The 13754-nt window shown below is 57.7% G+C and carries 9 protein-coding genes and 2 pseudogenes; 5 read left to right on the top strand and 6 right to left on the bottom strand.

Annotation, left to right across the window (positions count from 1 at the left end):
* Window positions 1-4: 4 nt before the first annotated feature.
* Genes KGB21_RS13150 through KGB21_RS13140 form a run of 3 tightly spaced genes read right to left on the bottom strand, consistent with a single transcriptional unit; the run spans window position 5 to window position 962 of the window.
* On the bottom strand, window positions 5-376 hold the full coding sequence (locus KGB21_RS13150) for a TIGR03745 family integrating conjugative element membrane protein (RefSeq protein ID WP_223505355.1): 372 nt from the start codon (window positions 374-376) through the stop codon (window positions 5-7).
* Window positions 377-393: 17 nt separating this feature from the next.
* Complete coding sequence (locus KGB21_RS13145; protein ID WP_223505354.1) at window positions 394-633, bottom strand: TIGR03758 family integrating conjugative element protein; 240 nt, start codon at window positions 631-633, stop codon at window positions 394-396.
* Window positions 630-962 (bottom strand): RAQPRD family integrative conjugative element protein, encoded by a 333-nt coding sequence (locus KGB21_RS13140; protein WP_223505353.1) that lies wholly within the window; start codon window positions 960-962, stop codon window positions 630-632. The genes KGB21_RS13145 and KGB21_RS13140 overlap by 4 nt, the downstream gene beginning before the upstream one ends.
* Before the next feature lie 373 nt (window positions 963-1335).
* Between KGB21_RS13140 and KGB21_RS13135 the strand changes: the two genes are divergently transcribed.
* From KGB21_RS13135 to KGB21_RS13115, 5 genes are all read left to right on the top strand, one after another.
* Window positions 1336-2364 (top strand): LacI family DNA-binding transcriptional regulator, encoded by a 1029-nt coding sequence (locus KGB21_RS13135; protein ID WP_223505352.1) that lies wholly within the window; start codon window positions 1336-1338, stop codon window positions 2362-2364.
* 198 nt (window positions 2365-2562) lie between these two features.
* Window positions 2563-3288: a gluconate 2-dehydrogenase subunit 3 family protein gene (locus tag KGB21_RS13130; RefSeq protein WP_223505351.1), complete on the top strand. Its 726-nt coding sequence runs from the start codon at window positions 2563-2565 to the stop codon at window positions 3286-3288.
* Window positions 3289-3345: 57 nt separating this feature from the next.
* Complete coding sequence (locus KGB21_RS13125) at window positions 3346-5118, top strand: GMC family oxidoreductase (protein WP_223505350.1); 1773 nt, start codon at window positions 3346-3348, stop codon at window positions 5116-5118.
* 10 nt (window positions 5119-5128) lie between these two features.
* Window positions 5129-6421 carry a cytochrome c gene (locus tag KGB21_RS13120; RefSeq protein WP_223505349.1) on the top strand — a complete coding sequence of 431 codons (1293 nt, stop codon included), beginning with the start codon at window positions 5129-5131 and terminating at the stop codon, window positions 6419-6421.
* Window positions 6422-6640: 219 nt separating this feature from the next.
* Window positions 6641-9043: a DUF3772 domain-containing protein gene (locus KGB21_RS13115; protein WP_223505348.1), complete on the top strand. Its 2403-nt coding sequence runs from the start codon at window positions 6641-6643 to the stop codon at window positions 9041-9043.
* Between the two features lie 555 nt (window positions 9044-9598).
* On the opposite strand, the pseudogene KGB21_RS13110 reads toward KGB21_RS13115, so the two are convergent.
* The 3 genes and pseudogenes from KGB21_RS13110 to KGB21_RS13100 all read right to left on the bottom strand — a co-directional run.
* Window positions 9599-10335 (bottom strand): annotated as a pseudogene (locus tag KGB21_RS13110) (carbohydrate porin); the annotation flags it as partial.
* Between the two features lie 155 nt (window positions 10336-10490).
* Window positions 10491-12102, bottom strand: a pseudogene (locus KGB21_RS13105) (membrane-bound PQQ-dependent dehydrogenase, glucose/quinate/shikimate family); the annotation flags it as partial.
* Window positions 12103-12834: 732 nt separating this feature from the next.
* Window positions 12835-13716 carry a nuclear transport factor 2 family protein gene (locus tag KGB21_RS13100; protein WP_223505347.1) on the bottom strand — a complete coding sequence of 294 codons (882 nt, stop codon included), beginning with the start codon at window positions 13714-13716 and terminating at the stop codon, window positions 12835-12837.
* Between the last annotated feature and the right edge of the window lie 38 nt (window positions 13717-13754).

Below are 13754 nucleotides of genomic sequence, written 5' to 3'. Positions count from 1 at the left end.
GACCTCACAGAATCGCGGCAGCCTTGGTCAGGAACCAGATGATGATCACCACCAACAAGGCTCCGATGCCGACTACAGCACCCAAGTCCTTCCAAGTCTTGCGCTGGTTCTGCACGTCGGCATAGACGGTCAGGGAATGCCAGGCAACACCGAGAAAAGCGAGCAGGGCGATCAACAGGCCGAGCAGGATGCCGCCGTCGTAGGCGTAGTTTTTGATCGTCTCGATCAACCCGGAACCTTCACCACGTGAAGGAGCCTCCATGGTGGGAAGCTCGGCAAAAGCTAGGCCAGGGCCGAGTATCAGGAGCAGGCCGATCAGGCGTTGGCTCGCACGATCTCGCAGGTTGTTTTTCAGGGGGACAAGGCACTTGAGCATGACGGCGATCTCCTGGATTAGGACAGGGTGAAGATCATGAGGACGAGCAGGGCGAGCACGACGCGCGCGGCACTGCCGCCGAAAGCACCGAAGCGCACGCTGCCGACTGCCCAACCTCGGTAAGCCGTCCACATCACCCAGGCGCACCAAAGCAAAGCCAGGACAAGAACTAGGGATAGCCACAGCGTCGAACTGCTCTGTGCCGAAAAGCCGGAGGCGTTTTGGAAGGCGGCGGTTTGAGCGTCGGTCATGCTCATGGCGAGGGCTCCGCAGGCGGAGTGTCGAGGCGGTAATCACCGACCAGTTCACTGGGATCTCGGGGTTGCGCACGGGAAGGGAATAGATAGCTCTGTACACCGTGGCGGATGCGCTGAATGTCCTGGGTCAGTCGGGGGTAGTCGAATCGATAGCGATCGCTGGGTTCAGCCGTGCTAGCTGTCTCAGCTTGCGTCGCTAGGCGTTCGATAATTTTGAGTTGCTGCTGGACCAGGCTGAGCTGATCCTGCTCATGACCAGATGCGGCATAGCTGCTGCCATCGACGATAGCCAGCGAGAGTAGTAAGCAGCGAAAGACGGTAGTCGGCATGATGCTGGCCCATATGGATCTGGGAGCAGAATCAAGTCAGAGGTCGAATTATTCCGTAAGAAACCTGAGGTCTGATGAATCGCTTTATTTGGGATGGGCTGAGGAGGGCATACAGCTGACGTGTTTTTTCGATGTTTGGAGGGAAGAGTGGCTGAGTACCTAGAGAAACCCACTATCGAATAGCCTCGTTATTACTCTCACCACTCATTACTGTTCCACCCAATCGGAAGTCAGAAACGTCCGCGGCTGTTGTGTCAGCGCAATCGTACAGCGACAATGAAATGCCTCAAGGTCGTCCAATGCCTTTGACGTAATGAAAGCTCGACCTTTTCGTGTCCATTTAGAGCTATATGCGAACTTACAGCCCACGATCATGACTCAGCCCACAATTCCAAAGCGATTTGCAACCCTCGACGATGTAGCCAAAGCCGCTGGACTGTCCCGGGCCCAAATTTCGCGGGCATTGAGTGGCAAACCGGGTGTGCTCCCGCAAACGTTGCAGCACATTCAGGCAGTTGCGGCCGAGTTAGATTACAAGCCAAACCTGGCAGCCCGTAGCCTAGTATCAGCACGCTCATCAATTGTCGGTTTGGTTATTGGCGACCCCAACAACCCTTTTCACATCCAACTGGCCCAAGCGGTCGATCAACACCTCTCGGCGGCCGGATTCGATCCGGTGGTATCGCTGCGGGCCGTGGAACAGGCCTCCGCGCTGCATGAGTCTGATCGTCTGCTGAAGCTGCGAGCGGCTGGTGTGATCATGCTGGCAACTCCGCACACAAGTAAGGCTATCGGGGAAATCGCTGCCAAGCTGCCCTGCGTCTACATTGGCAGCAAACACATCGATCACCCGCGGGTGACGACAATCGCCGTGGACGACGAGGCCGGCGTACGAATGGCGATAGCGCATCTGATATCACTGGGGCACCGGCAGATCGCTCATTTGGGCGGCGGCAGCGAAGCGTCGGCGCGACAGCGCACCCAAGTTTATTGCAGGTGTATGCGCGAAGCCGGCCTCAAACCGCGGTTCTTTCGCGGGAGCCACGACGCAGCCTCAGGACGGCGGGGCGTCGACCTGCTGTTTGCGGACGGTTCCCCACCCACTGCGATATTCGCCTCCAATGACTTCATCGCATTGGGGGTTATCGACAGGCTCAAGGGTATGGGGCTGGCGGTGCCTCAGGATGTATCCGTGATAGGCTTCGACAATATCCCGGCGGCTGCCAGCGAAATCTTCTCTTTGTCCACACTGCGTCAAGACACCGATCAGCAGGCGCGAACCGCCGTGGCGTCGCTGAAGATGCTGATCAACAATCCTAGTAATGCGGTTGGGCGGCAGGTCATGCCGGTGGAGCTGATCCTGCGACGCTCATCCGCTGTGCCGAGTTTCAAATCCGATTGACCGCGAGACTTACAGCCAACGTATTCATTTGACGTGACAAAACGCCGCATTTACCATCCGCCCCACCAGCTATCCCAACTGACTGTCTAACACGATCATTTGGGAAAGCTTTTTTTGTAATGCGAATGGAAGCGCTTCCATGGCTCTGTTCAGCGCCGCTTCGGGTAAATGCTCGATTAATCCAACCAAGGAGTTGAAATGAAAAGGCGAAGTGTCCTCAAAGCGGGCCTGGTGCTGGTGACCACCAGCGCGTTGGCGGCGGTTTATCGTCCGGCTGGCGCCGCGTTGCGCGTATTTAGTGGGGGGCAGCGATGGCATGCCAAGGAAACGCTGCCACCCATACCGGCAGATCCTGGCAAGCGGATGTTTCTCAACGACAAGGAGTTTGCTCAGATCAAGGCCATCTTTGACCGATTGATTCCTGCCGACGAGGTCAGTGTCAGTGCCTCAGAGGCCGGCTGTGTGGTGTTTATCGACCATCAACTGTCTGGAGATTACGGCAAGGGGACTTGGCGCTATCGAGCCGGCCCCGAGCAAAAGGGCACTGCGGCCCAAGGCGATCAGTCTCTCGACGGCCCCGCCGACCTTTACCGCAAGGGACTCGCCGAGCTGGATGTTTACTGCCAGCAGCACCTGAATGCCTCGTTCGAGGCATTGACAGTGGTGCAACAGGACGCACTGCTCGAGCAAATGGAAGCCGGCCAGGTGGCATTCGCCTCGGTGCGCCCGGATGTGCTGTTCAAGCAAATGCTGGCCAACGTTCAAGAAGGCTTCTTCGCAGATCCGCTCTACGGCGGCAACAAAGACATGGTCGGCTGGAAAATGATCGGGTTTCCGGGCTCGCGTTATGACTACCGCGACTACATCGAACAACGCGGGCAGAAACTGCACATTAAGCCCGTGAGCATCATCGGCCGCGTGTGAAAGCCGGCAACACACCTATAACGCCGCCAAGGCGTAGCCTGATCTGGAAGCATACACATGACCTACACAAGACCGAAAGCCGATGTCGTCGTCGTTGGCCTGGGTTGGGCCGGCTCATTGATGGCCGAAGAACTCACCCGCGCGGGGCTCGACGTAGTCGCCATTGAGCGAGGCGTCTGGGAAGAAGCCAGCAAGAACTACCCACCCAGTATCGCCGCCGACGAACTGCGCTACGGCGCCCGTCGCGAAGCGCTCAAGCCACCTAGTGTGGAAACCCTGACCTTCCGCAACAACCCACGGCAGACCGCGCTGCCTGGCCGTGATTTCAACATCTGGCAGATGGGCTTCAGCGTCGGCGGCGCCGGCAAACACTGGGCCGCCAACGCCTGGCGCTTCAACCCCTCGGACTTCGAGATGGCGACCCGGCACAAGGAGCGTTACCACAATATGAAGCTGGCCGACGGTCTGATCGTGCAGGACTGGGGCGTAACCTACGACGACCTTGAGCCGCACTACGACCGCTGGGAAAAGATTGCCGGCATCGCCGGCAAGGCAGGCGTGATCAATGGCCAGAAGCAGTCCGGCGGCAACCCGTTCGAAGGCTCGCGCTCCGGTGACTATCCAACCCCGGCCATGGCCCGCTCGCACTGGAACGAGAAATTCCGCGAGACCACCGAAAAGATGGGCTTGCACCCCTTTCCGATTCCCGCTGGCACCATCGGCGCGCCTTACACCAACCCTCTGGGCGTGAACCTTGCACCCTGCACTTACTGTGGCTTCTGCGGGTTCTATGGCTGTGGCAACTGGTCGAAATCCTCGCCCAACGCCTGCGTGATCCCAGCGCTGGTGCAGCGTCGCAATTTCACGCTGCTCACCGAATGCACCGTGCTCAAAGCCGAGAAAGCCCCGGACGGCAAGACCGTCACCGGCGTGACCTTCAAGGACTCCGACGGAAACCTTGGCTTCCAGCCTGCCGACATCGTGGTGTTCTCCGCTTATCAACTGGACAATGTGCGCCTGTTGTTGCTGTCGGAAATCGGCACCCCCTACGATCCGACCACACGCAGCGGCACCGTCGGCCGCGCCTACAACTACCAAACCATGTCGTACGGTTTCCTGTACTACGAGAACGAGCAGATGAACCCGTTCATCTCCACCGGTGCGCTCTCGACGCAGATCGACGACTACAACGGTGACAACTTCGATCACACCGGCCTGGGCTTCCTCGGCGGCGCGGGCATCCAGGCGCTGTCCGACCAGGGCACGCCGATCAGCATGACCGACCGCGTACCCACCGGCACCAAGCTGTGGGGCTCGCAGTGGAAGAAAGCTTTCCAGCAGAGTTACCAGAACTACGCCAAGATCCAGGGCCAGGGTACGTCGTACTCCCACGTCGATTCCTACCTCTCGCTGGACCCGACCTACAAGGATGCCAATGGCCAACCGCTGCTGCGCATGACCTTCGACTACAACGACAACGACCGACGTATGTCGACCTTCGTCAAGGGCAAAATCGAGGAGATCTGCTATCAGAGCGGGGCGAAATCCTGGGAGACCGTGTCCTTCCCCGATCAAGCCAACTCGCCGATGCGCGGCTACGACAGCTCCCACACCATAGGCGGCGCGGTGATCGGCCTCGACCCGGCGAGCTCGGTCCTCAACCGCTATCAACAGTGCTGGGACGTGCACAACCTGTTCGTCTGCGGTGCCTCGTCGTACCCCAACAACGGCGGCTATAACCCCACCGGCACCCTCAGCGCGCTGACGCTCTGGACCGCCAAGGCCATCATTAACGACTACATCCGCCAGCCTGGCTTGCTGACACGATAAGGAGATCGCCATGAGCAAGTTCAAGACTGTCGCCGCCGCCGTCATCGGCTGCGCGATCATCGGTGGCGTGGGCTTTATCGCCTTCGCCCAGTACGGCGAACATAAGAGCTTCCCCGCCATCAAAGCCGGCCTGTTGACCGGTGATACGGCCCAGGTGCAACGCGGCCAATACGTGGCTGCAGCCGGTGACTGCGCCGCTTGCCACACCGTGCCCGGCGGCCAGACCTACGCCGGCGGCTACGCGCTGCAGACGCCGTTTGGCACCATCAAGGCGTCCAACATAACTCAGGATGCCGACACCGGCATCGGCGGCTGGAGCCTGGAGCAATTCGATAAGGCGGTACGCCACGGTGTTGGCAACCACGGCTACCTGTACCCGGCCATGCCGTACAACGCCTATACCAAAATGAGCGACCAGGACATCGCCGATCTTTACGCCTATATCAAGACGGTGCCAGCGGTTAAGCAAAAGGTGGTGGAAAACGAACTGCCTTTCCCGTTCAACCAGCGCATGCTGCTGGCGGGCTGGAACCTGCTGTTCTTCAAGGATGAGCGCTTCGCCGCCATACCGGGAGTCAGCCCGCTGGTTTCCCGCGGCGACTACCTGGTCAACGGCCCAGGCCATTGCGCCGCCTGCCACACGGCGAAAAACCTGCTGGGCGGCGACGTTGCCGAAACCTTCCAGGGCGGCACTCTGCAAGGTTGGCACGCGCCCGACCTGACGCCTAATCCGCACACCGGCCTAGGCAAATGGAAAGCCGAAGACATCGTCAGCTACCTTAAAACCGGCACCAGCCGCCAGGCCGCTGCCGCGGGCCCAATGCTCGAAGCCGTGGAAAACTCCACACAGTACCTGACCGACGACGATCTGCACGCCATCACTGCCTACCTGCAGCAACTGCCGGCCAGCAAGGCAGCGGTGCCCGTGGCGGTGCAGAGTACTGACCCGCAGATGGTGCAAGGCCGGCTGGTATTCGAGAGTCAGTGCGAAGCCTGCCACACCTCCAGCGGTGCCGGCGTGCGGCAGATGATCCCTGAACTGCGTAACAATGCCCAGGTCAACGTCAAGGATCCTTCGAGTCTATTGAACGTGGTGTTGAAAGGGGCGGACGGACCGATAACTGCAGGCAATCCGACAGGTGCAGGCATGCCGCGATTCGACTGGAAACTGGCAGACGAAGATATTGCCGCAGTGCAGACCTACATTCGAAACAGCTGGGGTAACAGCGCTTCGAAAGTGACAGCTGAACAAGTCAAGGCATCGCGCGCCGAATTAGGTGCCAAGGCTTGGCTGGGACGCTGAAGATCACTGTATTGGCAGGGGAGCGCGGCCAGCCTTGCATATAGGCTGGCAGCGACTAGTTGGCTACGAGCTAGAGAATGTAGATGAGCCATTAGCGATGCCATCACAGCGGGTGTTAATTACGTGCCGATCCATGCCGGAGCAGTCATGCTCAATGTTGAAGACACGAACTAACTGTACCTGTCTCGGAAAACTGGTGAATGCAACGAAGGAAAGAGAATGCAGCACGCTACGTTGAACCGCCTTTACACTGGACTACTCGCTCTGTTGCTGCTTTGTGTCACTCTGCCAGCCGGGGCTGAGCCCCTGCCAATTGTCCAGGTCAGTAGCCCCGGCAGCGCATCGCCAGAAGTAGACGCTTCGAGCTTGGATAGCCTCAGCGAACAGATCGATAAGATTCGGCAAAAAGTGTCGGTCAGCGCCAATGATGACTTGCTGTCGGGTTTGCGCCAGGCTGCTTTACAGGTGCAAAAACAAGCCGACGATCTGATTGCGCGGCAAGCTGTCGACATCGAACATCTAAGCGATCAGCTCGACATCCTCGGACCGGTGCAACCTGACGAGGTGCAAAGTCTTGCCAGTCAGCGCCAGACCCTGGTGGCTCAGAAGAACGCGCTTGTTAGTGATGTACGTCAGAGCAATACGCTTAGCCAGTCAGCCAAGGATCTGGCGACTCAAATTTTCACCCTGCGCCGCAGTCTCTTCGATTCGCAGATCAGCACCCGCACTGCGAGCCCGCTCAGTCCGGCGTTCTGGTCGACCCTGATCCGGCCTACCGATGAAGACTTCGGCCGCATGAACGAACTTATAGTAGACATTCATAGCGCGCTCAAAAGCGCGGTGTCGGCGGATCAACGTACGCTGCTCATCAGCGCTGTGTTCAGTGCATTTGTGATCTGGGTCGTTGTGCGACGCTTGCTGGAGCGCTTGCTGATCTGGGTGATTATCCGTTGGCTGCCAAAGGGCCGCCTTCGTCGCAGCGCTCTGGCATTGGCCGTCGGGGTGTCGACAATCCTCACCATCAGCGCCGCCACTTCTTTGCTGCATAGGGGCGTTGTCGGCAATGTGGTTCTTAGTAACGACGTGGTCAATCTGCTCGATCAACTCCAGACGCTAATCACGTTCTGCGCGTTCATCCTCGGCCTGGGCCGAGCACTGCTGATGTTGCCCCATCCCTCTTGGCGCCTTCTACAAATCCCGGACGAGATCGCTACGGTCATGGGCCGCTTCCCGGCCATGTTAGCGCTGGCCCTGCTGATCATCGGCACGCAGGAGCGGATAAACAGCGTGATAGCCAGCAGTCTGGCACTGTCGGTGGCTGTCAATGGTCTGACGGCACTTGCGGTTTCGCTGGTGTTTTTCTTCGCCCTGTTGCGCTACCGCCGGACTCGCCGCCGATTTGAGCTAGAACGTGTGGGAGGCTTCGCGGGGCTGATTCCTTTTGTCGTTGCTGTCTGGGTAGGGCTGAGTCTGCTGGCGTTGTTAAGCGGCTACCTGACACTGGCTTATTTTTTGACGGTGAAGCTTCTCTGGATTAGCGTGGTGGCATCGACTGCCTACTTGCTGATCACTTGCTTCGGGGACATTTGTGAAACTCTTTTATCTCCCAAGCAGCCTGGTGGCATGGCACTGGGTTCGGCGCTGGGCTTGTCCGTCCGCCACCAGGCGCAGGCCAGCACCATACTTGCGGGCATCGGCCGGACTTTGCTTTTGCTTTCTGCTGTGTTGCTCGCCTTTCTGCCATCGGGCTCAAGCCCGGGCGAACTGCTCGAAAGTTTTGCCCAACTGGAAGTTACCAACACATTTTTAGGCAGCCTGAATATCGGTCTCGGCGACATCCTGCTGGCTTTGGGCTGTTTGGTCGTCGGCATGCTGGCGGTGCGGGTACTCAAGGCGTGGTTTGCAGAAAGCTTGCTGCCCGAAACCAACATGGATGCTGGCATGCAGGCATCCTTGGTGACGTTGATCGGCTATATCGGACTTGTACTGGTGGTGACCTTGGTGATGACCACCCTTCACATCAGCCTTACCAATTTGACCTGGGTTGTCAGTGCGCTGTCGGTGGGGATCGGCTTTGGCCTGCAAGCCATCGTACAGAATTTTATCTCAGGTTTGATTCTACTGACCGAGCGGCCGGTAAAAGTGGGTGACTGGGTGAGTCTGGCCGGGGTTGAGGGCGATATTCGCCGGATCAGCGTGCGTGCGACGGAAATCCAGATGTCCGACCGCTCGACGGTGATCGTGCCGAACTCGCAATTCATCACCCAAAACGTACGTAACGTCACCATGGGCAATGCGTTGGGAGTGGTCGGTATCACCCTGACATTGCCTTTGGAGACAGACGTCGTGCAGATACGCGAATTGCTGTTACAAACCTTCACTGAGCACGAAGCAGTGCTTGATTCGCCAGCTCCTTCAGTGACCTTCAAGGACCTGACCAACACCGGTTTAATCATCAGCGCGAGCGGTTACGTAAATAGCCCACGCTCGGTAAGTGGCGCGCGAAGCGACCTATTGTTTACCGTTTTGGAGCATCTGCGAGAGCTGGGCATACCTCTGTCTGCACCGCAAAGAATGCTATTGATCAGTGAAGGTTTAGAAAAACAGGTCGCTCAAGCGTAAAGCGCATTTGCGCGGCTCCAGTTCCACGTGCCAGCCGGAGGTGGACCAGGTCAAAATAGCGCCCACCGCACTCTGCAACAATGGCAGTGGAATCTGGATCACCCTGGCCAAAAATTTTGAGAGGCTCAGAAACATCAACAGAAGCAGGACCGTATAAGCCATTTGAATAGAACAACATTTCCTACACTAGCCAGGCACTAGACTGAATGGACCTGACCGGACAACTTAAACGTTTGGTCTCAACTACAATCAGTTAGAGGCCGTTGTCTGATGAATACTAAGTGCTGCTGCGTGGAGTTTTGGCTATTGGTTTAGAATGACCCCTTACCCAGATGTCAGGGTTCCAGCGATAGAAACGCCGAATCGGGCGTGCACCATTGCGGGAGCCACAGCGAACTCAATCCACTCAGAAAGTCGCTTTTACTTGCAGCCCAAACATCAGCGCGTTATCAATTTTCTCGCCCGAAAACGGCTCCGGCTCAATAATGTATTGCACATCCGGGCGCCGCTGCCGATGCGCTTGACGTTGGAGCTGTCGTAGTAATAACCGAGCTAGTACACGCCAGGCGGCTCGCCCAGATACTTGTACACCAACTCGATCGGCACCACGGGGCCGGTGGTGTGCTTGGGCCCCAGGTGCCAGGCGCGGCTGGAGTTGCCGTTGCTTTCCGGATCGACGTTAAAGGCGGCCACGCGCAGTTGCCAGGACGGCAAGAAGTCATACTTGACCCGCACGCACAGGTGGGCGTTCGGATAGTTGGTCCAGCCGCTGCAGTCGGACATGTTCAGCGGGTGGCCGCAGAAACCGGCATTCATGAAGTTGCAGAGGATCCCGGAGACCAAACCACCGCCGTCGTTGCCCATGGCCATGTAACCGAGCTTGACGTTCAGGGCCGGGGTGAACAAGTGCGCTCGTAGCTCAGTTCGGTCAGGCGGGTATAGAGGCCACCGAAGTTTTCCTGGATCGGCAAGCGGTTGCCGACCAAGTCGTCCGAGGCGCTGTTGCCGCGGCGATCATTGATGGTCAACTGTACCTTGCCGCCATTGCCCAGGCCGTACCGGTTGCTCAGATCGAACTGCACGCCCAGCTTGATGTTCTGTGAGTAACGACCCGAACGGTGCTTACCCCCATCTGCGTTGTAGGTCGTCTCGCCGCTGTAGTTGCCGGTGAACTTGATACCGTCTTCGTCCAACTGATGGCGCAGGCCACCGCAGTCGCCAGTGAGGGTGTTTCGGGTCAGCAGGTCCGAGTCGGTATCGGCCAGCTCAGGCAGCGCGACGTTGCAGGTCATGCCCAGGAGAATGAACGAGGTTAGACGGTTAGAGCAACGAACGGATGACATGCGGGACCTTCCAGGAATCGCGACCGGCGGATAAAAAGGGAAGCGCGGCACTTTGGGGCACCGCGCGAAATCGGAACGCCCGCCCGCAGGGCAGGCGCATTGGCTTACGGCAAGGCGTAGGCGATCACGTAGTCGCCTCGATCCGTCGGTTGGCGAGCGCCACCGGCGGTGATTACGATGTATTGCTTACCAGTCTTCGGCGACACATAGGTCATCGGACCACCCTGGCTTCCAACGGGCAGGCGAGCGTTCCAGGCTTCCTCGCCGTTGCCGCTGTTGAAGGCGCGCAGGTAAAAGTCCCTGCGAGCCTGCGATAAAGATCAAACTACCTTGAATCGATAGAGTACCGCCGAGAGTCGGCAGGCCGATTTTGATCGGCAAGTGCATACGAATGCCCAGAGGGCCGGTGTCTTCGATCGTGCCGACTGGGACATGCCAGGCGACTTTCTGGGTCTTCATGTCGATGGCGGTCAGGGTGCCGAACGGTGGCGCTTGGCAAGGGGTGCCGGTGACCGAAAGGAAGCGGTTCTTGTTCACGGCATACGGGCCCATGCCGGTGTTCAGCGCTTCACCACCGAGGAAGCTTTCGCGTCTTTCTGCTGCGGCACCATCTGGATCCACAGGCCCAGACGCATATCGTTGACAAAGATGAAGCCATGTACCGGATCGGTGGAGATGCTGCCCCAATTCATGCCACCCAGGGAGCTTGGGAAGCTCAGCGACAGGTCGGTAAACGGCGCGGTGTACAGGCCGTCGTAGCGCATCTTTCTGAAGTCGATACGACACAGGAATTGGTCATACGGGGTGGCGCCCCACACCCCACATGTCCGACTCGGTCAAGGTCTGCGCGCCGATCTGCGGCATGCCGACCGACTTGGGTTGGGTCAGCGAGTAGGGCTCGTTGGGGATATTGGTAGCCTTGACCGGTACTTCTTCGACTTTGGTCAGAGGCTTGCCGGTGGCGCGATCGAGCACATGTATCTACCCGGCCTAGGTACCGGTCACCACTGCAGGCACGGTCGTACCGTCGGTCTTGGTGAAATCCATCAGGCTTGGCTGAATTGGCAGGTCGAAGTCCCACAGGTCGTTGTACATGGTCTGGAATACCACTTCTCTTCGCCCGTGGTTGCGTTCAGCGCTAGAACCGAAGCGCCATATTTGTGGTTCAACGCGGTACGTTCCATACCGTAGATGTCGGTTGATGAACTTCCCATCGGCAGGAAGCTGGTGTTCATTGCAGGGTCATAGGACCTCGGCGCCCAACTGTTGGGCGTGCTGCGTACATAGGTGCTGCCGGCAGTTGGCGCTTGCTTGCGCGGCTTGCCCGGGTCGAAGGCCCAGCGCATGGCGCCAGTCACCACGTCAAATCGCGAATCACGCCGCCCAGCATATAGGTCTGGACATTGTCAGCGACGCGGCACCCAACCACCACAGTAGTGCCGGCCATCAGCGGGGTGGAGGATAGTTGGTAGCAGGAGTCAGGTACATCGCCCAAACCGGCTTTGAGGTCAACCTGACCATTCGTGCCGAAACCCTGGCACAACTTTCCGGTGTCACCATCCACGGCAATCAGATGTGTATCGATGTTGTTGGTCAGCAGGCGGCGCTGGCAGTTGCGCCGGCAGGTACGCTAGCCCCGGTGATCGGTGATCGGTGAGCTGTTGGGCTGGGTAGCGGCACGGTGGCGTTGAAATAGGCCATGCCGCGACAGCGTTCCCGCGTCCGCCACTGCCCAAATGACGCTACCCAGCAGGAACAGCGCAAAGAGCTACGCCCCGATTGGCTTGCGCTGGGCGATCAGGACGCCAGAGAGGACCATTACCACTTTTCGCCAATCAGGAAGCACCTGGGAGCCTTCCAGGCTGAGTAGGCGAGCCCCACCGCAGGCTAGGAGGAGTCGAGCAGGATAATAACGAGGCCTAACCCGACCAATATGACGGTTGGGAGGGGGCGAGATCGGAATTTTGTTTGCTCCATGTCCATGACCTCATAGGGAGAAAGTTAAAGCGTTCTGATAGCTAGCTGGCTAAGTAATTACAGGCGAGTAGGTATGTGTTTTGGCGCTTCAGATACCCGTCCCAAAGCAAGGCAGCCTCCATAGGGAATGTTTGAGTCTCTCTACGGCAAAAGTCTGTTGCATCGTGGCCGGAGATCGGGCGACGCTTCCAAAAGATCGGGATGTCGCTGTCCGTAGATAATCCGCACCTGTGAGCAATACGACCTGCCGAGGTTTTCTATAGTCCTCGGCGTAGGGTCCATCCTGGGAAGCACTTTTCAATTTTCTAGCGCCAGAGCCCCATGAGTACACTCAAATAAGGCACCGGCTCAATCATTCGCAAGCTGTTGACCCTTGACGGTATCTGAGGTGTCTGGCTGACCAGCCAGATGTTAAATGTCGAGAATCTCGTGACGAGCCTAGCTAATGAAACTTCGGAGCGGCTTTCGAACTTAGAACATTCCATTAGCGTTCATTGATTTTTCAGGGACGGCTTGAATGACATCCCAGTGCTCGACTATTCGGCCGTCTTTAACCCGGAACACTTCCAGCACCGCTTGTCCGCGATCGTGCGCAGAACCACGCGAGTGCACATGTAGCCATACCAAGTCGTCTTGGGCGACACTCCGCACCACCTTGACCTTCGATTGAGGGTGATTTTTAAAGTATCCGTTGAAGTAATTTACGAACGGGGTTTTGCCATTTGCGACTTCCGGGTTGTGCTGAATGTAGCCCTCAGAAAGAACACGGCTGGCCTCAGCTACCTGATGCTTGTTGAATACTTGGTCGTAGAAGTCCAGAACAAGCTTACGGTTGGAAGCCTCAACAGTCAGGTCACGAGGCTTCGTGTCTGATGCTTCAGTAATACCGAACATGCCGTTCTGATTGGCCGAGGGTGCCAGTATAGGCTGAATGATGTCCCAATGCTCCGTGATCAAGCCATGCTCAACACGGAATATATTCAAGATCGCAGTACCTGGGCTGGAGGGGTCTGGCTGGCTGTGTATGTGCATGTATACAAGATCGCCCTGAGCCGCGGTATGTATTACCGTAGACCGGGCATCAGGATGGGTTTTGTAGAATTCGCTAAAGAATTTCACAAACGGCGCTTTACCATCCGGCACGGTGGGGTTGTGTTGCTTATAGCTATCCGAGACAACGCGGGCGGCATCGTCAGTGTGGTGTTGATTGAAGAATTTCTCGTAAAAATCTAGCACCAAGCGCGTATTGGCCTGCTCTTGGGGCAGATCGCGACCTGGTTCGGCAAAAGCTGCTGTGGTGAAAAGGCACGCGCCGAATAAGGCGCTCTGCAACAAACGATGGAGGCGAGACATTGTATGATTCCTAATAAGAGGAGAGGGTTCGGCGATCC

This window comes from Pseudomonas sp. GL-RE-29 (assembly GCF_019947275.1).
Taxonomy (GTDB): domain Bacteria; phylum Pseudomonadota; class Gammaproteobacteria; order Pseudomonadales; family Pseudomonadaceae; genus Aquipseudomonas; species Aquipseudomonas fluorescens_A.
Note: the sequence above shows the minus strand (reverse complement) of the source record. Positions and strands in the feature narration are given on the sequence as shown.